At 54.5% G+C, this 22,403-nt stretch carries 19 protein-coding genes; 10 read left to right on the plus strand and 9 right to left on the minus strand.

Features of this window, described 5'->3' with window-relative positions:
• The first annotated feature begins 8 nt into the window (after window positions 1–8).
• Window positions 9–1,631: a SulP family inorganic anion transporter gene (locus RC85_RS08990; protein WP_068261398.1), complete on the plus strand. Its 1,623-nt coding sequence runs from the start codon at window positions 9–11 to the stop codon at window positions 1,629–1,631.
• Window positions 1,632–2,422: 791 nt separating this feature from the next.
• Here the strand turns inward: RC85_RS08990 and RC85_RS08995 are convergent.
• Both RC85_RS08995 and lnt read right to left on the minus strand, forming a co-directional pair.
• Window positions 2,423–3,532 (minus strand): tRNA-uridine aminocarboxypropyltransferase, encoded by a 1,110-nt coding sequence (locus tag RC85_RS08995; protein WP_235033202.1) that lies wholly within the window; start codon window positions 3,530–3,532, stop codon window positions 2,423–2,425.
• A gap of 5 nt (window positions 3,533–3,537) precedes the next feature.
• Window positions 3,538–5,220, minus strand: coding sequence for an apolipoprotein N-acyltransferase (gene lnt / locus RC85_RS09000; protein ID WP_068261401.1), 1,683 nt, complete (start codon window positions 5,218–5,220; stop codon window positions 3,538–3,540).
• A gap of 95 nt (window positions 5,221–5,315) precedes the next feature.
• Here lnt and RC85_RS09005 point away from each other — a divergent pair, with 95 nt between their 5' ends.
• A complete protein-coding gene (locus RC85_RS09005; RefSeq protein WP_068261404.1) occupies window positions 5,316–6,218 on the plus strand; it encodes an alpha/beta hydrolase in 903 nt (300 codons plus the stop codon).
• Here RC85_RS09005 and RC85_RS09010 read toward each other — a convergent pair.
• Window positions 6,215–6,634 (minus strand): acyl-CoA thioesterase, encoded by a 420-nt coding sequence (locus RC85_RS09010; protein ID WP_068261407.1) that lies wholly within the window; start codon window positions 6,632–6,634, stop codon window positions 6,215–6,217. The two genes, RC85_RS09005 and RC85_RS09010, sit on opposite strands and share 4 nt — an antisense overlap.
• 161 nt (window positions 6,635–6,795) lie before the next feature.
• Here RC85_RS09010 and RC85_RS09015 point away from each other — a divergent pair, with 161 nt between their 5' ends.
• Window positions 6,796–7,299: an acetolactate synthase gene (locus RC85_RS09015; protein WP_068261410.1), complete on the plus strand. Its 504-nt coding sequence runs from the start codon at window positions 6,796–6,798 to the stop codon at window positions 7,297–7,299.
• A 182-nt stretch (window positions 7,300–7,481) separates the two neighbouring features.
• Here RC85_RS09015 and RC85_RS09020 read toward each other — a convergent pair whose 3' ends face one another.
• Window positions 7,482–8,351 carry a DUF1571 domain-containing protein gene (locus tag RC85_RS09020; protein WP_068261455.1) on the minus strand — a complete coding sequence of 290 codons (870 nt, stop codon included), beginning with the start codon at window positions 8,349–8,351 and terminating at the stop codon, window positions 7,482–7,484.
• Between the two features lie 361 nt (window positions 8,352–8,712).
• Between RC85_RS09020 and RC85_RS09025 the strand changes: the two genes are divergently transcribed.
• The 4 genes from RC85_RS09025 (at window position 8,713) to RC85_RS09040 (ending at window position 12,109) form a co-directional block, all read left to right on the plus strand.
• Window positions 8,713–9,396: a hypothetical protein gene (locus RC85_RS09025; RefSeq protein ID WP_068261413.1), complete on the plus strand. Its 684-nt coding sequence runs from the start codon at window positions 8,713–8,715 to the stop codon at window positions 9,394–9,396.
• Window positions 9,397–9,599: 203 nt separating this feature from the next.
• The gene (locus RC85_RS09030; RefSeq protein WP_238383113.1) at window positions 9,600–9,992 is read left to right on the plus strand and encodes a flotillin-like FloA family protein; all 393 of its coding nucleotides are present in this window, start codon (window positions 9,600–9,602) and stop codon (window positions 9,990–9,992) included.
• 645 nt (window positions 9,993–10,637) lie between these two features.
• Window positions 10,638–11,072 (plus strand): STAS domain-containing protein, encoded by a 435-nt coding sequence (locus tag RC85_RS09035; RefSeq protein WP_068261418.1) that lies wholly within the window; start codon window positions 10,638–10,640, stop codon window positions 11,070–11,072.
• A 68-nt stretch (window positions 11,073–11,140) separates the two neighbouring features.
• Entirely contained in the window at window positions 11,141–12,109 is a 969-nt protein-coding gene (locus RC85_RS09040; protein ID WP_068261421.1) for an AAA family ATPase, read from the plus strand.
• 48 nt (window positions 12,110–12,157) lie between these two features.
• Here the strand turns inward: RC85_RS09040 and RC85_RS09045 are convergent, their stop codons facing one another.
• Window positions 12,158–13,321 (minus strand): hypothetical protein, encoded by a 1,164-nt coding sequence (locus tag RC85_RS09045; protein ID WP_068261424.1) that lies wholly within the window; start codon window positions 13,319–13,321, stop codon window positions 12,158–12,160.
• Window positions 13,322–13,377: 56 nt separating this feature from the next.
• The gene (locus RC85_RS26725; protein WP_149752645.1) at window positions 13,378–13,542 is read right to left on the minus strand and encodes a Lacal_2735 family protein; all 165 of its coding nucleotides are present in this window, start codon (window positions 13,540–13,542) and stop codon (window positions 13,378–13,380) included.
• Window positions 13,543–13,817: 275 nt separating this feature from the next.
• Here RC85_RS26725 and RC85_RS09050 point away from each other — a divergent pair, with 275 nt between their 5' ends.
• Window positions 13,818–14,117, plus strand: coding sequence for a hypothetical protein (locus tag RC85_RS09050; RefSeq protein WP_235033203.1), 300 nt, complete (start codon window positions 13,818–13,820; stop codon window positions 14,115–14,117).
• A gap of 301 nt (window positions 14,118–14,418) precedes the next feature.
• Here the strand turns inward: RC85_RS09050 and RC85_RS28215 are convergent, their stop codons facing one another.
• The 3 genes from RC85_RS28215 to RC85_RS09065 all read right to left on the minus strand — a co-directional run bounded on the left by RC85_RS28215 (window position 14,419) and on the right by RC85_RS09065 (window position 19,012).
• On the minus strand, window positions 14,419–16,284 hold the full coding sequence (locus tag RC85_RS28215; RefSeq protein WP_202907964.1) for an SEC-C metal-binding domain-containing protein: 1,866 nt from the start codon (window positions 16,282–16,284) through the stop codon (window positions 14,419–14,421).
• 211 nt (window positions 16,285–16,495) lie between these two features.
• Complete coding sequence (locus RC85_RS09060; protein ID WP_068261430.1) at window positions 16,496–17,512, minus strand: tetratricopeptide repeat protein; 1,017 nt, start codon at window positions 17,510–17,512, stop codon at window positions 16,496–16,498.
• A 498-nt stretch (window positions 17,513–18,010) separates the two neighbouring features.
• Window positions 18,011–19,012 carry a DUF1559 family PulG-like putative transporter gene (locus tag RC85_RS09065; RefSeq protein WP_068261433.1) on the minus strand — a complete coding sequence of 334 codons (1,002 nt, stop codon included), beginning with the start codon at window positions 19,010–19,012 and terminating at the stop codon, window positions 18,011–18,013.
• Window positions 19,013–19,029: 17 nt separating this feature from the next.
• Between RC85_RS09065 and RC85_RS09070 the strand changes: the two genes are divergently transcribed.
• Entirely contained in the window at window positions 19,030–20,571 is a 1,542-nt protein-coding gene (locus tag RC85_RS09070; RefSeq protein WP_238383112.1) for a sensor histidine kinase, read from the plus strand.
• Window positions 20,568–21,971 carry a sigma-54-dependent transcriptional regulator gene (locus RC85_RS09075; protein WP_068261434.1) on the plus strand — a complete coding sequence of 468 codons (1,404 nt, stop codon included), beginning with the start codon at window positions 20,568–20,570 and terminating at the stop codon, window positions 21,969–21,971. Before RC85_RS09070 ends, RC85_RS09075 begins: the two co-directional genes overlap by 4 nt.
• Window positions 21,972–22,403 lie beyond the last annotated feature (432 nt).

The raw sequence follows: 22,403 nt of genomic DNA on the forward strand, positions 1-22,403 counted from the left end.
CCAGCAGGATGTTGGGTTACGAATTTAAGAATCTGAAGGGCGATATCAGCGGCGGACTGATCGCGGGCATCATTGCACTGCCGCTGGCGTTGGCCTTCGGCGTGCAATCGGGAATGGGTGCCGCGGCTGGCTTGTACGGTGCGATTGCCGTGGGGATTTTTGCCGCCATGTTCGGTGGCACGCCGACTCAAGCGTCCGGGCCGACCGGTCCGATGACCGTCGTTTCAGCCGCCATTGTCGTTTACGCGGTCCAAGCGGCCGGCGATCTGGAAAGCGGACTCGGCATCGTCTTGCTTTGTTTTTTAGCAGGCGGCGTCTTTCAAATCTTGCTGGGGTTTTTGGGCGTGGGAAAGTACATTCGTTACTTCCCGTACCCGGTCGTGTCTGGGTTCATGAGCGGCGTTGGTCTGATCATCATCATTCTGCAACTTTGGCCGTTGCTGGGCAGCAAGTCGCCCAAGTCAACGATCGAAGTGTTCACGAAAATTAGCGAGCCTTTGGCAACGATCAATGTGTGGGCCGTTGTCTTGGGCGTGCTAACGATCGCCGTCAATTACGGGTTCCCCCGGATCACCAAAAAGGTTCCGTCGGTATTGGTGGCGTTGTTGGTTGGAACGGGCGTCGCGATCGCGTTGAGGTTGGATGTTCCCGTGATTGGTGATATCCCAAGCGGTTTTCCACCACTGCGAATCAGTTCGTTTCTCTCTGTGTCTTCCGAACACTATGTGTTTATTCTTCAATCAGGAATGACGCTAGCGTTGCTGGGGTCGATCGATTCGTTGTTGACGTCGGTGATTGCTGACAACATCACCAAGGATCAACACAACAGTAAACGCGAATTGATTGGCCAGGGGATTGGCAACGTGGTGGCGTCTGTGTTTGGCGGGATCCCGGGTGCCGGTGCAACCAAAGGAACCGTGGTCGCGATCAATGCCGGCGCAAAGACTCGGCTTTCGGGCATCACTCATGGACTGTTTCAACTGTTGGCGTTGCTGGGGTTGGGGACGTTGGTTTCCTACATCCCGCTAAGTGTGCTGGCGGGTTTGCTGATTTCGGTCGGTTTTGCGATCATCGATTACCGATCGCTGGGACATTTGAAATACATCCCCAGAGCCGACGCGGTCGTCATGATCGTTGTCCTGATCTGGACCGTTTTCGGAAACCTGATCCACGCGGTTGCCGCAGGTGTGGTGCTGGCCAGTATTCTGTTCATGAAGCAATCGAGCGACCTGGCGGAATCTGCGTCAACGATTAAGAAGCTGGAACCTGAACCACCCTGGCCCGACGAAGAAGCAGTCGCTGATGATCCGTCGATCTACGTAAAGCATCTTTACGGCCCGCTGTTCTTTGGATTCACGTCCGGCTTTCGAACGTTATCCGAATCGTTGCCATCGAGCGCCAAGATTTTGGTTGTTCGGATGGAACGGGTGCCCAGTATTGATCAATCAGGTCTTTACACGCTCGAAGACACGCTGCTGCAATTGAACAAGGCCGGGAAGACCGTCACGCTGACCGGATTGCAAACCCAGCCCGAGGATATGCTGCGTCGCATCGGCATCATTCCGAACCTGGTTCCTGAAGATCAAGTGTTCAAAACGTTTGAATCGTTTGTCAAACGTGAACAATCTTGACGTAGCGGCGTATACTAAAGCCAGTGATCGACGACGACGCTGAAAATTTCAGCGTTTCACAATTCACTTCTGCGAGGGCTTGAGATGTATTCCAGTTGCTTATGTCGGTTTAGTATCTGTTTGGGCGTTGCTGTTCTTTTCGGAGTCACAGCGGTTCCCGCAGACGCGGCAAATCGAAATTCGTCATGGGGATGGGCAAAGCCGCTTCACGAAAAGCCCGGTAGTTTGCTGTACACGACCAACCGGGCTCGCAAGGGTCCATCGGCCACACGTTACCGTTCGAATCGCCAACCGGTGTACTACACGGTCCCCCGCAGCTCAACTATCCACGGCCGCGTTTCTCAACCCCAATACAGACCAAGGTTCTTCCGGGGTTTCCGCCGCTAAGCATTGCGTGGTTTCATGTCATTGTGAGCCGCTGGCCGTCAGGCACTCGGGAAATGCGGTGGGGTCCGGTAGGCCCGGCCGCTTACGCGTCGCGGCCCACTTTAATCGGCATCGCAACGGTAATGGTGAGCCGCGACGCGTGAGCGGCCGGGCCTACCGCATTGCCCGGTGAACCCAAAGATTGCGACGGCCAGCGGCTCACCATTACCGTTCGGATATTGAATTAATCCACAAGCCGGTCAGCACTCGCGGCCCCATGTTTGTCTGAGCCTCGATCGATCGGCGGCGTTGCCGCCGATCGATCGAGGCTCAGAGGGTTGTTTGTCGCACTGTTTCCGGGTGCTAACGCACCCGGCAAAGAGCTTCCGTCCCTCCGGGACTACTTTCAACGCCGTGAAGGGTTTCTAAATCGTTGTTGAAACCAAAAACTTGATCTGCCGAACAAGGTTAGCCAGCCTTCGATGAGCTCGGGGCGAAGCATCAACATCCTCGCAGTCGCTGAACAAGTCTGCCGGATAATCGATCTCGATCGCTTTTAAGTTAATGCTTGGCATGAAGTCGGCATTGCAACTGACCAACAGATTCGCTGTGCTTTGACGGTCAACGAAAAGGCAATCATCGGGGCGTAGAAAGGATTTCCATTGTTCGCGAAACGAACGGGTGGAAACGGCTGAAGCAACGCTTGCTTGGTCAATCGCCAAGTGCTGCAAGAAGGTTGGATCTTTCAATGCTTCGGATTGGATCAGGCATTCAAAACTCTCGCTGCCGTCCAAGCGAGTTGCCGTCCAGTAAACCGGTTGCAGTCGTTCTTGCCTGCAGTGTTTACGATCACCTCGTCGTCCGGGTTCGCGTTCACCGTAAGCGACAACGATCTTTGCTGGATCACCCGTCAAAACCTTTGGTATGTTCGCTGACCCTCGACGCCGCTTCTGGTTCTGACGCCAATTCGACGACTTGTTGCTCAGTTGATCACCGATCATGCGGTTGAACGCATCAGTTAACTTGTTCAGCCCAATCGTTTCTGGTTCGATCGATTGCAGAGCTGACACCGTCGCCTCCAATGTTGACAGAGCATGCTGATCAGGTTCACGGCGAATTCGATACTGTCCCGGCGACGTGGGGGCCAGGCGTACTTTGTTTAACGTCGCCAGTTTTGGCATATCCCGCAGCAAAGTTTTTGCTTGATGCCAGGTACCGTCGATCACGACCAATTGATCAGGCATCTGATCGGCGGAAAGCTGTGACAATTCGGGGGCATTCGGATCGGGGAACAGCAACGCAGCCTTCCCAGACAGCGTCTTGGTTTCAAATTGCTCGGCAAGTTCCTTGTTGTGATTGACCAACAATTCGCAGCGGCTTAGAGCCTGATGAACGATGCGTGCGGTATTGAAAGGATGAAATCGTTCGCGCCGATGCTGCAGAATCACCACCTCGGTACGATTGTCAATCGACGGAATCGAATCACAAAAACACAATCGGTGCGGGCGGAAACATTTCAGGCAGCGTGACGACAACTTGGCTAAGCTTTCGTTGATGTGAAGCGCTGACCAGGAACAAACGCCAAAACAATCGTCAGCAACCCGAGTAGACGCATCGGCCAATCACCAATCCGAGCGTAAAAGCTTGTACGCGTATTTTGAGTGGGCTTGGCAATGACCTGACCGTTTTCTCCGCGTTCCAAACGATCAACGATCGCCCCACGATCATCAACCCAAGCAGTGGGACCGTTGTTGGCCGAGGAAAGAATTGGGCGGCGCACACCCACTGCGACCAGTTGAACGCAGCGCAGATGATGTTCGATCAGACTGGAATCGTCGAACCATCCATCGTTGGTGACGGTGACGACGACGTCGGGCGAAGGTAAACCAGGCCAATGCACCTGAGCACCGGTGACTCGTTCGACTGCTGTTTCGATGCAGATATTTGGCGAAACCAGAGTGTCGCCAACCGGCATGCGACCGGGCTGTTCGCCGGTCGCCAACCCCATACCGGGCGGCATCAACGAATTGGCACCCGGAATCCAGGGTAAGATCGGAATGTACTCACCGAACATCACCAAGTGCATCTTCCCGTACCACGACGCGACGTTACCAGAGGAATCGACATGCAGCACGCCGCTGTAGGATTCTGGATTTTCCCCGAAGCTGATAACGCCACAGCCTGCGATGAAGGCGGGCGGTTTTTCCTGGATGTCGTTTTCGATTCCACCTTCGATCATCAATTCGCCCAAGTAGCGGGCACGCCGTTCGATGTACGCTTGCTGCTCTTTGATACTGGCCGCAAATTCGGCTGCCGGCATTTCTGCTTCCGCTGGCACGACCATATCGTCCGCGGCAACCATCCAAGCCGCTCCGCCGCTAAACATCGATTCGGGCCACACGACTGCATCGATTGTTTGCTCGCTGCGTTTGACTGCTTCGACGGCCTGTTTTGCGTAGGCTTCAAAAATTTCGAGTTCGCGTTCCTGGGATTGCAGATAATCGACTTCTTCGTTTCGTTGCAGCAGCAGGAACGTTGCCAACTCTTTGCCTGTTGGTTCCGCCAATCGATAGGACGCGTAACCAAGCGTTGCCACGACGTAGACAATGGCAATACCAATCGCCGTGATTGCAGACTTGCGATCGACCTTGCCTTTCCAAAAACTAAACACACAAACGACAGCCACGTTGACCACCATGACGACCCAGCCGACGCCGTAGGTACCGACCAGATCCGCGATTTGAATCATCGCTGGAACGTCGGCCATCGCGTGCCCGAGCATCAGCACGGAAATGCCCGACAGAAGGTAATTGCGAACCAGTTCGGTTGTCATCCAAGCCAAGGGCGCGGCTATTTGCAGGCCGATTTTTCGCTCAATTAATCGGCGTGCAAGCCAAATGAACAGCAGGTGATACACAGCGAGATAGGCGGACAATGCAAACCAACCGACATAGATTGCAGGGTGGGCGTGGCGAAGACCCTGCAGCGACACCATCCAATAAAGCGTCGAAACGGCGACAATGATCCACTTACCACGACGATCCAAGCGTCCGGTCATCAAAATGAGTTTCAGCCAAGGGACGATGGCAACCAACGCCAACGGCCACCACTGGGTCGGCGGCCCTGCCATCCAAAGCAACACGACTGAGGCGGCGCAGTGCAATGCAACCTGCCGATGGGGAATCACGTCGCCGCCGTTGGGATCCATTTTTGTTTCCAGCATGCCCTGCGTATGTTACAAAGTTGGATAGGATCGTATCTTCGCAGTATTGTTTTGGCGACTACCAGTCATTATGAAGCGTTACCCGAGGACTATTTGTGCGTATTTCGACGACCGTTTTCGCTTTGCTGATTTGCTGCTGGACTGAATCGTTTGCAGCAGAGCCTGTGCAGGATTCAGAGCCTGTTCAGGATTCCGTAGCTCTGAAAACCAACGTGATCTATGGGACTGTCGATTCGATCGAGATGAAAATGGATGTCGCGTTTCCGGATCTGGACAACACGCCATCTCGACCTTGCGTCGTGGTCATTCACGGTGGAGCTTGGCGAAAAGGCGACAAGGCCTCGCATCGTGTTGAGATCCTTCAATTGGCAAAACGCGGGTATGTCGCGGCAACGCTGGCGTATCGCTTTTGCCCTCAGCACCGTTTTCCTGCTCAAGTCCATGACGTCAAACAGGCGGTCCGGTTCTTAAGATCACAGGCCGAGCAGTTTGGAATCGATCCGGATCGTTTTGGTGCGGTCGGATATTCCGCCGGCGCTCACTTGGCGATGATGTTGGGCGTGACGGATTCGGATGACGGTTTAGAAGGCCGAGATATTTGGGCGGAGACGATCGATCAACCTAGCAAGGTGCAGGCCGTGGTTTCGTATTTTGGCCCGACCGATTTGACTCAGAACAACATTCCCGCGGTTTCGATTCCTCTGGTGGCCGACTTTATCGGCGGCTTGAAGATGGACTTGGGCGACGTCTACGCGAAGGCGTCACCCATTACCTACGTCGATTCGGCGGATGCACCGATGCTGTTGTTCCAGGGAACATCCGATCCGCTGGTGCCTTATCAACAAGGAATCCTGATGAGTGAAAAGCTTTCCAAAGCAGGGTTGGATGGGCGGATGGAATTGTTGTTTGGTGCTGGGCACGGTTGGGGCGGAGACCTGGCTGACGAAACCAGGCAAGAGGCTTGGCAGTTCTTCGACGCCCAATTACGAAAAAATTAGTTACGAAAGAAGCAATCAGGCAACCGCGTCGGCTTGCCTGTCTTGCCGATGCAGGCGATCGTTGAATCGGCTTCGACAATCGTTTGCCCATCACGATCGATCGCATAGTGATGCTGAATCCGCACCTTACCGATTTTGGTCACAGTCGTCGTTAACGTTAGCAGATCGTCGAATTCTGCGGCCGCTTGGTACCGCAGATTCATCTCGGTGACGACCAGCATGAAACCGTTGTCCTCCAGATCTTTGTAGCGTATCCCAGCCTCACGAAGCATTTCGATGCGGCCTCGTTCAAAGTACTTCAGGTAGTTGGAATGATGAACGCGTCGCTGGCCATCGGTTTCATAGTACGTCACTCGGAAGCTCTGTTTGAACTTCCACGAAGCGGGGTTGGTCGAGTCGGGAGTTTCTGGCGTCATCACGATCCAGTTAAGGGCGGGAATTGGGGGCGAGTTTTCGACTGGTTTGACCGCAGAGTATCGAAAAGCCTAGAATCTCGCTAACGCCGTTAGCCATCAAATGACTCGCAACCTTGTGTCGGCGACAAACCTACCGCGATATTGTCCACGAAAGAAAACTTATGAGTATTGGTGACGGATCAAGCACTGCCTTCCAAACGGCTCGTGGAGAAGATTATCCGGCACTTCGTCAGTTCACCATTTTCCTGGAAAACCGCGTCGGTCAATTGACGGAGGTGGTCAAACGTTTCGAGGGCACCGGCATTCGCATCTGTGCGATATCGATCGCCGATGCGACCGAGTGTGCGTTCGTACGATTCCTGCTCAGTGATGCTGACCGTGGACGCGAAATCCTAGAACGCAGCGGCCTGGGCATCATCGAAACCGACTTGGTCGGCGTTGAATTGCCCTCTGGCAATCAACCCTTGCTGTCGATTTGTTCGGCACTGCTGCAAGCCGAACTCAATATCACTCAAGCCTATTCATTGATTGTCCGCCCCAACGGAAAACCAGCGGTGGCGATCATGGTTGAAAACCCCGAATCGGCGATCAACACGCTTCGCGAAAAAGGATTCACGATCATCACCGAAGGTGACTTGAGCGACGATCCCACGCGCGAGAACTGATTCGTCGATGTTTCCAACGATAGTGGTCAGTCGCTGGCCGTAAGGCCTCGGGCTATCGCGGTAGGCCCGGCTTTAATCGACAGGCCGTGACGCACCCGGCAACGCGGTAGGCCCGGCCGCTTACGCGTCGCGGCTCACTTTATTCGATCGGTCGTGACGCACTCGGCAGAGGGCTTCCGCTACTACGAATGAAAATTGTAGTCAGCGTTGTACGGGTCAAAGTCTTTGTCGGTCAGCCCCACATTTACCTTCAAATCAAGGTAGTTGTATTCCTCGATCACTTCCAACGGTGCACCTGCTCGCTTGGGCCAATCGTAGGCGATGTAGCGAATCGGCAGCGAAAGTTGGTCGTCGATAAAGACCTGAGCCTGATAGAAATCGAGGCCTTCGACCTTGGTTGGGCTGGTGACTTGCAACACGGTACAGATGCGATCTTTGACGCGAGCGTTCTTACGGAACTCGCATTGCACGTCGGGCTGCTCACGCGCCTTTTGACCACGCTCAATCAGCTTGACGATCAAGTTTTCGACGCCAACTTCGGTCATCGGATAACGTTGCCCACGCATCGCCAACATGCCTGTTGGTGGAATCGTGACGGTTGGCAAAAAACGGCCTTTGAATCCGCCTTCGTGTGCGATCAAGTTACCTTCGTTTTGGTTTTCCACGTAAATGACTTCGCGGCCCTTCACGCTGGAAGGTTTCAGAAAACGAATGTAGACGCTGAGCGGTTGAGTGATCTGTCCGCCGGATTGTTTGCGGTTGCGAACCTTGACTTCCATGAATTCATGTTCGCCAAGCGTGTCGCCAATGCGTTCACGTTTGATCAGCGTTGCGGTGTAATCGTTCACGTTGGCTCGGCATCCGACCAAACTGGTGCGAGCCAGATCGAGGGCACGATCAAGCGGGTGTTGTGTGGTCGGGCGTGCTGCCATGCTGGAGGCGTTGGCGACGCGATGAACGGGTTCGGCCAGGCCGTTGTCTTGGGCACTGACGGTGGTGGCGGTAAACATCGATCCGGCTAGCAGAGCGAATTGTCGGCGATCGAGTTTCATCGTGAATGCATCCTTGCAGTAATGTTGCGCGCCAGCAAATTGACCTCTGCCGGCGAAGCGAGTTCGGCGTTCTTGCGTTATCGTCACGATCGTGACGCGCGAATCAAATGATTCTTTCCTCGATTGAGACGCTTCACCAATCGTTGCAGGGTGCCCAATCGGAAAAGCGTCGTCGAAACCGTGCTGTTTTGTTTCTCAGGCAGCGAGAACCACTCGTTCATAACAAGCCAAGAACAGCGGCAGCAAGGTGATTCTGACGGTTTCTCTCAATCACCGACCCCAATCGTGCCGATCAAGATAACCGGCAAGGTCTTCCTAGATTACCGAGCCCGCAATTTGCACGCTTCCAAGTGGACCCGCCATGCTGTCGATCTTCAACGTTATTCGCCGTTCGCACATCGTTCTATTGATGGGTGTCGCCTGCTTCGCGTGCGAACCAACTTGTCTGGGGCAAGAAACCGAGTGGTCGCCGTACCGTGAAACTGATCGTTCGCGTGAACAGATTTCTCGTCGTGTCCAGCAAAAGCAAATCAAGCTTCCGCCGCCGGTTCGTTTGGCCCAATTCCAAGAGCCGACGATTCAATCGATTCAGCCAGATGATTTCGGCCAACAGCACGTCGATCACTCGACCCTGCATCGCGAAGCCGTGTCCGGGTTTTCCGAGAGTGCTCCGGCGCATGCCGTCATTCGTCCTCCTGCGGCGCGAAACAATCAACGTTCGACTGCGTCGGGATCGCGATCACATTCATTGGCTCATCCTGGCGGCCATCACGCCGGAAACTCATCGCACTCAGACGGGCTTTTCCATCAAGACGACCGCCAGCATCTGCCAGGCCCGCCGCTGCACGGTCAACACTTGAAGTTTGCAAAGAAGAAATGGCCGCTCGGTCCGATGCAACCACGTCAAGCAAACATCCCAGGTGGCCGAGAACGACCGACTTGGAAACAGCCCTATTCCTACGGCTATTTTGGGTCCAGCAGCAATCGACACTGGGGCACCCATCATGGATACCGAGACCGTTACACGGAATACCGATACCGATAACGACTCATTGCTTGATTGCCGATTGGCTCTATCATCAGGGTGCGATCAAGTTCCAAAGCTATTGGTTTTCTTTCACTCGCAATTCGCGAAATGAAGACATCGAAGTAGCACAACGTTTTTTCATGTTGCGGAACCGAAGGCCGGAACGGGCACGCTAATCGATTTGAGTTCAAAAGTAGGCCGAAGCGAGTGAAACCGTGCAAGTGACGCTGGGACTTGCCGTTCTGGCTCTCCTAGTCGTTTTGTTCCAGACGGTCCTGCTCACAAAGTGGGGATCCTGTTGGGGCCAGGCGTACATGTGCGGCGCTGATGTGTCGATGACCAGTCTGGTTGTGATGACGCTTCTAAAGCTCGACTATCGAATGATCGTGACCGCCAAGATCATGGTGCGGCAAGCAGGTTTGCCGATTGATCGTGACCGCGGAATCTCTACCGCGCGATTGCAAGCTCATGCACTGGCCGGCGGAGAACGGGGAATAAGTGTCGGCTTTCGCAGGGGACGTCGTCTTAATTACTGCCGGATTGGTGTCGTCACTCATCCCGAGGGAAGTCGAATAAATCAAGGCAAATTGTCTTTGATCGATCCGCGATCATAACGCTGGTGAATAGTCCCGGCGGGACGGAAGCTCTCTGCCGGGGATGCAAATCCCCGGATGGCAGCGCTATATCTCACTTTTTCTCTGTAACCAATTCTCTGGCTCGGTTTCGCGGCGTAGCCGCGAAACCGAGCCAGAGAATTGATGTGGGGCAGCCATCCGGGTGCTCGCGCACCCGGCAGGGAGCTGCCGGCCCGCCGGGCCTAAGCCATCACTCTATGCCGGAACAGTTAAGTAGGCCGGAACAAGGAGTCTTCGACGCAGTTCCGGCAATCCGCGCCATCACTCTAAGCCGACACTCTATGCCGGAACAGCGCCGAAGCGGCTCGTTGCCGGCCTACGTCCTGCGGCTTACCGAAGACTCGCTGTTGCTCGTTTCGGACACCCCAAGCTGGCACTCATCGCTGCTGCTGTGGCTACATGCTGGCGGTCAGCGAAACCACTCGTTCGCTATTGAGCCGGTAATGCTGTATACTTCAGCCTAACGAAACGAGATCCAATCGCGTTTCGTGTTCTGTGTCGACGCGATCTAATCAACATCGTTGCTAACGATTGCCTCTGATCCGACGTCGCACTTCTTTGATCGCCGCGTTCCTTCTGGACGACTGGCGAGTTGCTTTTTAAGAGAACAGGTAGGAAAAAGTTATGGCACAAGTACGCCATCGAACCTTTGAGATTTTTGACTTTGAACAGGAAGCCAGCGACGCGCTCGCGACCAAATCGGCTCGTGTCAACACCTACGCACTCGATCCCGATCTTTGGCGATTCCTGCAGCTTGACGTAACGATCAGGCCAACCGGCGTGACGCATGTGATGTTCAAGAATCCGACCATGGTTAACGCCGAATCAATCAGCGAATTGCGTAAAGACTTTGCTGATCTGGCAGAGCATTTGACCAACGGTAGTCGTGTGTTGTTGGATTTCGCGGGCGTAACCGAATTCGACCGCGATGCAGTGATCAAGATCGGCGAATTTCGTGTCGTGCTGCAAAACAAGGGCAGCCGCGTCGTGCTGTGCAATCTGGATACGGAAGCCCGAGCATCGTTTTTCCCCAACCTGATCAAGGATAACGCAAAATAGATCGCACTCGCTGGCGACTGCTACAATGCTGTTTTGCAGATTGAAAACGATCGCCGAGACAAAACACCTTGAATGCTCCAACAGAAAACGAATCGAAGCTCACTTCGGATGCCCAGCACACACTCGAAAAGCTTCTCGGCAATCTTCAAAGAGTCATTCGCGGCAAACCAGATTCACTGGAATTGCTGCTAAGTTGTTTGGCGGCGAAAGGGCACGCACTCCTTGAAGATGTTCCCGGAACCGGCAAAACGACGCTCGCCAAAACGCTGGCAATTTCGACGGGATGCGTGTTCAACCGTGTCCAGTTCACGCCCGACTTGCTTCCGTCGGACATCGTCGGTTCATCGATCTTGAATACGCGGGACAGCACGTTCAAATTCAACCGTGGACCGATCTTCGCCAACGTGTTGTTGGCAGACGAAATCAATCGCGCGTCACCGCGAACCCAATCGGCGTTGTTAGAAGCGATGGGGGAACAGCAGGTGACCGTTGACGGACAAACCTACCCGCTGGATTCACCGTTTCTTTGCATCGCGACTCAGAACCCGGTTGAATTTCATGGAACCTATCCGCTGCCCGAAGCACAGTTGGATCGTTTCATGGTTCGCTTGTCGCTTGGGTATGTTTCCGAAGAGGAAGAACTTCGCATCCTGCATGACCAGCGTTCGGCACATCCACTTGACGATTTGCAGGCAGTCGCCAATGCGGATGCCATCGTTCAAGTCCAGCAAGCGGTCGAACTGGTTGAGATCGAAGATTCGGTGATGCGATATTTGTTGAGCGTGATTACTGCGACGCGAAACCATGCCGCAGTTCAGTTGGGCGTTTCGACACGAGGCTCGTTGCAGTTCACGCGAATGGTTCGAGCATTGGCGTTGATGAAAGGACGCAGTTTCGTGATCCCCGACGACGTCAAAAAGCTAGCCGAACCCGTTCTCGCTCACCGATTGGTACTTGATACCCGAGCCCGTTACGCGGGAACCGAAAAAGCGGCACTGATTGGCGAGATCCTTCATCAATTGCCAGTCCCACGCTGATCTGTTGCGGTAATCTGTCGTGATAACCTGTCGTGACAAGCAAAGCCTTCAATCTGTCGGCAGCATCACCCACAATTCGGGACGACCGGCGTTGCAGTGGACCGCACGGACTAGCATCCCCATGCACGCCCACGATACGAACAATGTCATCCGCGCCGCATGCCAAGCGATTGGAAACGTGCTGGCCGATTCGTTTAGACGATTATCGACGCTTGGCACCGGATGAAAAATTGTCTCGATCAGCTTAGACCGCTTCGGTTCGTCATCCTGCAAACGATCGAGCGTCTTGATCGCCTCGGAAAACGTCTCCGGTGCAGCGCCCTGGTCTATCACTTTGCGGTCAATCGCATGGGATGCTTGGCGGCTAAGTGATGGCAATGTTAAAAGTCCAAGGAACGTCCACAGCGTGAATCCCAAGCACGTCATCGCAAGTTCACCAACGCTAGTCACGCCAGCGCCGGGCAACATCGCTGAGAGAACGAATCCGATAATCACCCAACCCAGCGCGAGCACCATTCCGCGCGAACGACTGCCGCTTTGGATCGCTTCCAGACGTCTCGCGATCGTTACTGCAACTTGTTCTGGACTCAACTTGCTGAGCGACGCTGACGGAACCACGATCGATTCCATTCCCGGCAAGCCAACAACGCCACCGGTGAAACCTGTATCGTGATGATCCAGCACCACAATCGGTTTTGGTTTCCACCCCCACTGTGCCGTCCGCTGAAGTGCAGCCGACATAACAGCATCATTCGTTGGATGATCGCCCGAATGTTTTGGCAACGACGCCGTTAGCCGACCAATTCGCAGTTGGAAAGCAACATGAAACAACCCAATGCAAAGCACGGCAAAGGAGGCACCGATCAATCCGAACGAGCGTCCCATCGCCAAGATCGTAACACCCGCGAACAGAAACAAAGTCGCTTGCACGACCACGCCGCGAAGCCAATTTGCCATGAACGCGGTTGCCGTGATCGTGTTGGGACGCGAACGGTTAGGAAGCAGGAAGCCGCCAAGCAGATCTAGCGGCAACATCAATGCGACTAAGCAACCCATCGCTGACATCAAACCAAGCAGGTCCGCGCCGCTCCAAACGTTGCTGCTGGGCAGCCACTCCAGCGGCAAGCCGGTCGCCAACAGAAAGGTGCTGATCAAGACAAGCGACCCGACGCCGGAAATGCCAAGCCACAACCGAGAACGCGCGTATGTCATCGCAATGACTCCGACGAATTAGAATTGACGAAAAGAATTTCTGACGCAATAAATTCTCAGCCCTTCTTTTCCAACTCGTCGAGTTGCTTGCCGATCTCTTCCGCTTCGGCCCGCTTCGCATCACTCTTCTTTCGATTAACCGTCGAAAGATCAAAAGACTCCTGCATCAGCTTGTTGTATTTCTCTTGCAGTTTCTCTTTACTGTTACCCGATCCGAACATCGCCTGATTCTCCGTCGAAATTTTTAGAAATGGTTTCGCTTGGATTGTGGCGACGCGTCAATGGCCAGCGAGACCGACCAGTTGGCTTGATAACTTGGCTTGACCGGAGTCCGCATCATTTTGCAGCGAAAAAAACGCGACGAATCGGCCGAATCGATCCATCTACGACGTTTTTTCGATCCTCGTCTGGTATCGAAACACAGTCTCGTATCGAAACACAGGTGATTAGGATACAGTTCGCGAACTCATTCTTTTTTTTATTGGCCGAGGAAATCATGTCAAAAGTTGATCAAGAAGCACCACAGAAAGTTGAAACCGCGGCCCAATCTGACCACACGGTAACGATCAAGACGCAAATTCTGGAAATTACCGGCAGACCACCGCGACTGCATCACGTCGAAGTGTGTCAGCATCACAACGGGAACTACCGTGTCAACGTTTGGGAGAATCTGGCACCAACCGGCGACTCCGAATACTCCACCACCGTTCACATTGGTGCATCGTACTACTTAAAAGTTTCCGACTCCGGCGAGATCCTCAGCAGCAATCCGCCGTTGGCCCAGCGCCGCTTCTAGTAGCCCATGTCAGCTCAATCATCGGTTAGGAGGTAGCGGAAGTCGCGTAGACTTTCGGCGTCCCCCTCGTAGCCGAAACTCTTGGCGAGTTCCGCTACCCGAAAATTGAGGTGACGCGGAATACTAGCAGCCTCAAGCAGAACTATTCGACAGCCGGTCAGCGACCCGACCAAGGAACTGTCCCGAAATAGCTTCCCGGTTTTCCCGTACCTGGTCCCGCCAGGGTTCAGTACCTGCTCAGTCCATCATTAGCTGTCCCCGACTGAACCCTGGCGGGCCCAGCTACGAAAAGGCACATCGACTACCCTTGTCTCATGCAACACTTCTTGTATTTCTTGCCACTGCCGCATGGGCACTGTGCGTTGCGTGGCGTGCGGTCGTCGCTTCGCGTCGTTGTTGTTGCAGCAGGTTTCGCAACTGGCTGCAAAGCTGGCTTCAAAGCTGGCCGGGGCAGACGTTGGCGGCTAGGTTTCTCTTTGTACGGATTTGACCCAAACATAACGCCTTCCGTAATCATCCTTTTGGCATTGCGATAGACTCGCGCCCGCTCCAACACCTGCTTCTTCGCGAACTCGGCATCTTGCGACATTCGGCGTAGGGTATCGAGCGGCATAAGATACTCGACATCTTCTCGCCCAAAGGCCTCTTCAAGAATTTGTTGATGCGACGTCGATGTGAAGAAAGCCAGTTGCTCGGCATAAGACGTTATCAACATCGATTCGCCATCGAGCGCCCGTCGAAGGCCAGCGACCAGAGCGTCGATCGCAAACTCGCGATCCAAGTTGCCTTGGTGGCAAGCTTGCATGTAAACCTCCACCATTTCGCGGCGATCTGCGGCGCTTCGATTGGCGTCCCAAATCCACTGTTCAACGAACTCGTATTGCGGCAATGGTGTCAGCGCGACTGCTTGCACGATCAAATCGAACTGATCCCCAAATAATGCCTCGCGATCGTCTTGGGGTAGCTGCATGATTTTTTGCAGCAGGTCCGTGGGCAGCGGCATCTGACCGGAAATCGTCAACACTAAACCAAGGTAAGCACCGGTTCCAACCCACGCTTCCGAATCGCGATCGTACCGATCGACCTCTTCACGAATCATCTCGATGATCGCAGTGTACATGTTTGCAAACGCGACATCGGCTGATTCAACAGCGTCTTGCGGAAAGTTGTCGTCGGTCGATTGCCGAATTTGATCCACTAAGTAGGGAATCGCCGATTCGGCAATCTGCGAACTTCGATTAGACCTATCGTTGACTCGATAAGTCGCATCGATGGGATCCAAATCTTCGCTACAGTAACTGAAGTACCAGGTGCTCAATTCACTTGCCGGATCGTTCCAGGTATCTTCGTTGACATCAATGAGACCGTGGAATCCCACGCTTTCCCAGTCCACAAGTCGGATATGGTCTGTGTCGATTTGCTCGCGAGCGAAGCTTGAACGGACGGCGACATCAATCGATTCGGTGTCGCCATCAGAAAGGTCCATCAATTCGCCTATGATCAGCGCCGACTGTAGATCGTATCGTTGATCGCTACGCTCTTCCAAACGATTAACAAATAGCTCCAACGCATCGAGTCGTTCTAGGTTCCCCATCGACACCGCCAATGTCATGCCGCGAAACAACGATCCCGCATTGAGATTGTTCAATTCAGGTTGATCCACCATTCGTTTGATCCAGCCAAGGACCTCAGACGCATTTTGGTCCTCAAAAAAACCAGCTACCAGACGAGGCATCGCCTCTGTCAACAAATCACCCAACAGAAAATCGATTGACTTTTCAGGTAGCATCAACAGGGATTCGATCAGGGCTTGATCTTCCTGCTTCGCGATCGGCACCAATAAACCAAAAGCGAAGAACACTGAATTCGGTTCGCTGCCCAGACCACCTCCAACGGACTCGACCGCCTTTCTGACCGTGGTCGCTAGCGGATCATGAATCGCGTCACCTCGCGAGTGCAGTTCGCGGATCAAACCGATCGGCAAAACCGACCTTGGGAAACGCCCAAGGTTGCGGATCAATTGCTCTGTCGTAATTTGTTCAACTGGCATGAATGACTGATAATCGCCGGTTAGCTTCAACATGTCTGGATTCGTGCGGATTAATTGGAAGGTTCCTGAATTGGAAGCATCAGAAACAATTTTGGTCGTAAAGAGAATACTGCCCAAGTCCCTCATCCGACAACGTCAATAGAAATTGCGGACTGACGTCGAGGTGCTGAGAAGCGAAAGCCATTGAGTCGATCCTAACGATGCAGGATCACTGATCTTCTGCCAAGCAACGTGCTCCTTTTTGATAGTCGCCTTTCGCTCCGCGAAAGCAGCGAATTCGCTACTTTCGCGGAGCGAAAGGCGACTATGAAAACGGACGTTACGCTGCTCAAGCCCAGCGGTCACGCCACTTTGGCTTTTCGCTGTGCCAAGGGACACCCGCCTCGAACATCGCCAGATAATACCGCATGTCCTCTTTCTGGTGCTCGTCGGTCACAAGCGTGATGGCCTTTTTCTGGACCGCGATCGCAGACCGAAAATCGCCAAGTTCTGCGTGAGCGGTAGCGAGATATTCCAGATTCTCTGCGTCACGATTGTCCGTCATCTCACACACTTCGTTGAGCAGTTCGACTGCACGCGAACCGTTGCGAACACGACGTTGCGGACACGTCGCCAAAAAAGAGCCGAGGACTGCACGGCGCATCAATGAATCGGGATCAAGTTCAAGAGCTCGTTCGTAGTCGGCGAGTGCTTTGGCGTATCGTCCTTTGCGGTTCCAGGCGATGCCGCGACTGTTGTGCGTGAGTGAATTCTTTGGGTTGTTGGGATCAAGCTTGATCGCTCGTGTAAAATCAGCGATCGCCTTGCGCAACTTGCCGAGACATACCCAGGTGTTGCCTCGATTGTGGAAAGTGTCCGCCGACTTGGAATCAAGTTGAATGGCAAGATCGAAATCCGCTATCGCGCTGCGGTAATCGCCAAGATCGTGCCAAGCGAGAGCTCGAAAACCACACGCCTTGGCATGCCGAGGGTCGCGACGTATGGCTTCATTGAAATCCTCAATCGCTTCGGCGAATGATCCCCGCATCCTGTAGGCACGACCGCGGTTGTAGTGAAAGTGGATCAGGAGTTCGCTTGTGGGACTGCGGCAGATCGCTGCCGTATAATCCGCAATCGCTAGGTCATGATCACCCTTTGCGCAAAACGCCAGCCCACGGTTGTTAAGGACTTTGACGAGGTCAGCGTCCCAAGACAAAGCCTTATCAAAGTCCGCGATTGCGTTGTTATATTCTTCCTTCTTCAGCCAAGCCCAGCCACGTCGGCTCAAAGCGTCAACATCATCCGGGCACGCTTCAAGCGTCTCAGTCGAATCCGCGATCATACGATCCAGTTTTTGTACGTTCATACCGGATGGATTGTACTTCAAGTTTACGCGGGCAACCTCTGGGCCGCTAAAAGTTTGGGGTTGCAGCAGTTCTCGTTTGCGCAGGTTTCATTCTCATCGCGATGGTCACTGCTTCCGCCGGGCTTGCCCCGCAGCGGAAATCGATCGAGGTGCCTCCGACGATTCGAATGGCCGCATTGGACTGAAAGCAGAACAATTCTGAATTTCAAAACACGATGTCATTACCAAAGATTTAGCGGTCCAGGTGAAACCCAACGCCATGAAGAGTTTTGGTCCAGGAAAACACGTGTTAAATCGTTTAGCCGCGTGGGCATCGCCCCGCGCGTTGTGCTGGAACCGAACTCGCGGGGCGATGCCCACGCGGTTAAACGGTTTGGAAATCCTTCACGGCGTTGGGTGGGACCATTGAAAATTCGGCCTGGATGCAACTTACAGAAACCTACACGGTGGCGTTCACCCAAAAGTGTCGAACTTTTTACCCTGGCTCCATTCTTACCATCACTCGATCACCTCATGCCCATGCCTTGTTCCCATCGCGTGCCAAATTTCAATATCGATCGAATCGGTAATCGACGACACCGAACCGTCCACCCTCGCGGCCTGCACCAAGCCTGTGTGATGGCTGCGTGAGTTGATGGTCGCGTAAGTTGGGTTTCCCAGGTTGCCGTCGTTGCCTTCTTGCCATGAATTGAAATCCGTCTGTTCGTGCAGTTGACCGGCGTTGGTGTGGTGAACGTCGCTGTTGGGTGACAACGTCGTCGTGAATCCTGTGTGGTGGACTCGTCCGTCGGGCCATTCGGTGTGGCCGGTGTTCTTGAACTGGGCACCACTGTTTACGATCGCTTCGACTTCGGCTTGTGTTCGTGGCATGTCCGTTGTCGAAGGGCCTCCGTTGCGAGTGTATGGCGTCCACGATTTAACCTCGGCGGTCAGCAAAGTGTGGCTGGTTCCATCGAGGCAATCGCGAAAGCTAAAGAATGCGTTGGGGTGGAACATCCCGTCACCACCTTGGCCATTGGTTGGGTCAAAGACGAACCAAGTGCCGAAGTTGAAACCGTAGTTGGTCGGGTACAGCGTCGGCCGTCCGTCGCTGAAGACGCGTTCTTGGTCGCTGCCGGGATCACTGGGGCAAGCGTAGGTTGGGATCTTCAAGCCATCGATGAAGGGTTGATCATCCCAAGCGACCGACAGGTCGATGCCTTCGAAGACGTTGCCTTGTTCCAGGAAAGGCAGGATCCGTCCGTGGACGCCCCACGAACCGTTGTGAGCGATGCCGGAACCACCAAGGTCGACCAAGGCCGAAGGCGGGAATTTCTTGAACGCACTTTGATAATTGTGAACGGCCAAGGCGATTTGTTTGAGATGATTGCTGCACTGCATCCGACGAGCGGCTTCGCGTGCGGATTGCACGGCGGGCAGGAGCAGGCCGACGAGCACGCCAATGATGGCGATGACGACGAGTAATTCGACAAGGGTGAAGGCGGATCGTTTCGTTGGCATCAAGTTTCTCTATTTCAATGATTGGACACTCGCCGTACCGAGCGTTCGGCGATGCCGTCGTCTTTAAGCAGACGCCGTGCCAAGGGCTCGGAGTGGGAAACCACGACGTTTCAGCCGTCGCCCATCAACGCGATGGCGATACTTTCGCCACCGTCGGCGGATTTTTAGTCGCGATTAGACGTCGTTCCATCTTCATCTTCTTCATTTATGATGGTTCCGTGTCCCATCCAGCAACCCCCTTTCGTTCTCTGCGTTTCCGGCTGCTCGCGCCCGTGATGGTTGCGGCCTTGGTCGCCGCAGTCGTGGTCGCAATGGGCTCGTATTGGTTGGGGGATCGACGGGCGGAAAGAGAACTGAGTCAACGGTTCGATGGCATTCAACGGTCGCTTGCCGAATCAACGTTCCCGCTCAATCGCGTCGTGCTCGACCTGCTTGCCGATTTGACGCAAACGCAGCTTGTCGGAATCGATTCGTCGGGCAACGTGACCGACAGCACCATTGAACTAGTTGAAAACGCACGTCTTGATTATCGCATCCTCGCCTTCTCGACTCGCAACCAAACGCAGCGAGCGGATCGAGTTGCCAAGATCGAAGTGCTTTTTGACAAACAGCAAATCGAAGCCAGTCGCCGCCGAGCCGCGATCCTGCCGCTGGCAACGGGGCTGTCCACGATCCTGGTTCTCAGCACGATCACGCTGATCGTTTCATCGCGTCTGGTCGGCCGCGTTAACAAATTGCATCGCCGAGTCGAACTGGTTGCCGCGGGCGATTTTGAATCGAAGGTGTCCGACCAAGTCGACGACGAAATCGGACGGCTCGGCAGTGCGGTCGACACCATGGCCACTGAATTGCGACAGCTTTGGAACCAAGTCAATCATCAACAAAGCGAAAAGTTGCTGCACCAAATCGCTGGCGGGATGGCACATCAACTGCGCAACAGTCTGACCGGTGCTCGGATGGCGGTTGAACTGCACGCCAAGCAATGTGAATCTGCCGATGACGAAGGCATCGGGGTTGCGATTCATCAAATCGAAGTCGCCGAGGATTACGTTCGTCGTTTGCTGTTGGTCGCTTCTGGGAATCAGGACGACGACCGCCCGATGAGCATTCACCAATGCTTTGAAGACGTGCGACGAAGCCTATCGCCGCTTGCCAAACACTTGCAGGTCGACATGTCATGGCGAGTCGTTGATTTAGAGGCGAATGATTCGACCTCGCAGTATTTGGTGTCGGATGGCCCATCCTGGATGGCGGCGGCCAGCAATTTGATTCACAACGCGATCGAGGCGGGCGATCGGATCGACGTCGCGTTGACGATTGACGATGCTGGTTGTCATCGTTTGACCGTCGCGGACAACGGTGCTGGAATCTCTGAAACGATCGCCGACGAATTGTTCGAGCCGTTTGTCACATCGAAACCCGAAGGCATGGGGCTGGGGCTATCAGTGGTCCAGCGAGCTGCCGAGCGGTTGGGCGGCGAAGTCCGTTGGCGTCGCAAAGAAGACCAGACCATTTTTGAACTGGAATCGAAAACAATGATCTCATTGGATTCAAAATGACAAGCAAACAAACCGTGCTGGTCGTCGACGACGAACCTTCGATTTGTTGGGCGTTGGAAAAAATGCTCACTGGCGAAGGCCACGATGTCGTAACGGCATCCAGCGCCGAAGAAGGTCTGCGTTTGGCCAGCCAACACCAACCCGCGATGGTGGTATTGGATGTCCGTTTGCCCAAGGCCGACGGCATCACCTCGTTGCCAAAATTCTTGAAGGCAACCGGCAACGCGCCGGTCGTCATCATTACCGCGTTTGGCGATTTGGAAACCGCCGTCGCCGCGGTCAAGAACGGCGCGACCGATTACCTGACCAAGCCCTTCAAGCTTGACGATGCACTTCGCACCTGTCGTTTGGCGCTGCAGCGTTCCAGTCGACCAACCGAGCCCAAAGCCTCGCAGTCCGCCAACAGCACCGCGTCGGTCTTGGTCGGTTCGTCGCCCGCGATGCAGCACGTCTTTCGTCAAATCGCACTGGTGGCCGACAGCGATTTGTCCGTCTTGATCACCGGCGAAACGGGAACCGGAAAAGAGCTGGTCGCTGCGGCCATCCACCGGCACAGTCACCGCGCCGACCAACCTTACATCCCCATCGCACCGGTGGCACTGAACCCGGATCTGATCGAGAGTGAATTGTTTGGTCACATCAAAGGAGCCTTCACCGGCGCGGTGGACGACAAGGCCGGTTTGTTCGAGCGTGGCGACGGCGGCACCGTGCTATTGGACGAAATCGGCGACCTGCCACTGGGCACGCAAGTGAAATTGTTGCGAGTGTTAGAACAAGGCGAGTACACCCGTGTTGGCGACACAAGTCCGCGCAAAACCGATGTGCGAATTTTGGCGGCGACCAATTGTGATCTCCATTCCGCCGTTGCTGCGGGCGACTTTCGCGAAGACTTGTTTCATCGTCTGACAGGCATGCAGATTCATCTACCGCCGTTGCGCGAGCGAGTCGATGACATTCCGCCGTTGTGCGAACACTTCTTAACTTCGATGGGCTACGACGAGTCGACGCTCGATGGTCATCTTGTCGCCGAATTGCAATCACGCCATTGGCACGGCAACGTTCGCGAACTCAAGAACACCGTCGAACACGCTGCCGTCGTTGCGCGAGGCCGGGCGCTTGCGACCGCCGACTTTCCCGCCCCCAAACCGGGACGCGGCGCGGGCGCGACAGCCTCGATCCAAACGCTCAACCAAATCGTCGCGGCATGGTCGCAGCAAGCCATCGCCGACAATCCAACCACCGAAACACTTCACAGCGATCTCCTTGCGAAAATTGAACCACCGCTCATGCAAGTCGTCTTGAACCACGTGCAAGGCAACCGCGGAAAAGCCGCCGAGATGCTCGGCATCCATCGCAGCACCCTCCGCGACCGACTGAGAGCCTACGGCATCGATGATTGACCAAAACCATGACGAAAAAATGAGTTCAGCGATCATGGTTCGTCTCCGAATTTAGCCACACGCTGGGCCGCAAAAAGTCTGGGGTTGCAGCAGTTCTCGTTCGCGCAAGTTTCATTCTCATCGCGATGGTGACTGCTTCCGCCGGGCTTGTCCCGGCGGAGCAAACGACTTGGTTACCCAAGCGCGATCGAGAGCGCGATCGAGCGAAATTCGTTGATCCCGCCGGGGTAAGCCTGGGCCTGATGAAAATGTGTCGCCGTCAAGTTGTCACGCCCCTTGAAAGTAGGCCGTAGCGAGCCATAGCGAGTTACGGCGGTGCGCGCAAATTGCCGTAACTCGCTATGGCTCGCTACGGCCTACATGCTGGCGATCAGGAAAATGTGCCGTTGCCACAATGCTTCCCAGCGCTGCAGCTTGTGTTGTCTGCCATGG

The organism is Rubripirellula obstinata, assembly GCF_001642955.1.
GTDB lineage: Bacteria > Planctomycetota > Planctomycetia > Pirellulales > Pirellulaceae > Rubripirellula > Rubripirellula obstinata.

Excerpts from the sequence above, each read along its gene's own strand:
- RC85_RS08990 (WP_068261398.1), top strand. The coding sequence starts at position 9 with ATGTTGGGTTACGAATTTAAGAATCTGAAGGGCGATATCAGCGGCGGA.
- lnt (WP_068261401.1), bottom strand. The coding sequence starts at position 5,220 with ATGCTGGAAACAAAAATGGATCCCAACGGCGGCGACGTGATTCCCCAT.
- RC85_RS09010 (WP_068261407.1), bottom strand. The coding sequence starts at position 6,634 with ATGACGCCAGAAACTCCCGACTCGACCAACCCCGCTTCGTGGAAGTTC.
- RC85_RS09015 (WP_068261410.1), top strand. The coding sequence starts at position 6,796 with ATGAGTATTGGTGACGGATCAAGCACTGCCTTCCAAACGGCTCGTGGA.
- RC85_RS09020 (WP_068261455.1), bottom strand. The coding sequence starts at position 8,351 with ATGAAACTCGATCGCCGACAATTCGCTCTGCTAGCCGGATCGATGTTT.
- RC85_RS09025 (WP_068261413.1), top strand. The coding sequence starts at position 8,713 with ATGCTGTCGATCTTCAACGTTATTCGCCGTTCGCACATCGTTCTATTG.
- RC85_RS09035 (WP_068261418.1), top strand. The coding sequence starts at position 10,638 with ATGGCACAAGTACGCCATCGAACCTTTGAGATTTTTGACTTTGAACAG.
- RC85_RS09045 (WP_068261424.1), bottom strand. The coding sequence starts at position 13,321 with ATGACATACGCGCGTTCTCGGTTGTGGCTTGGCATTTCCGGCGTCGGG.
- RC85_RS26725 (WP_149752645.1), bottom strand. The coding sequence starts at position 13,542 with ATGTTCGGATCGGGTAACAGTAAAGAGAAACTGCAAGAGAAATACAAC.
- RC85_RS09050 (WP_235033203.1), top strand. The coding sequence starts at position 13,818 with ATGTCAAAAGTTGATCAAGAAGCACCACAGAAAGTTGAAACCGCGGCC.
- RC85_RS09060 (WP_068261430.1), bottom strand. The coding sequence starts at position 17,512 with ATGAACGTACAAAAACTGGATCGTATGATCGCGGATTCGACTGAGACG.
- RC85_RS09065 (WP_068261433.1), bottom strand. The coding sequence starts at position 19,012 with ATGCCAACGAAACGATCCGCCTTCACCCTTGTCGAATTACTCGTCGTC.
- RC85_RS09070 (WP_238383112.1), top strand. The coding sequence starts at position 19,030 with ATGATTGGACACTCGCCGTACCGAGCGTTCGGCGATGCCGTCGTCTTT.
- RC85_RS09075 (WP_068261434.1), top strand. The coding sequence starts at position 20,568 with ATGACAAGCAAACAAACCGTGCTGGTCGTCGACGACGAACCTTCGATT.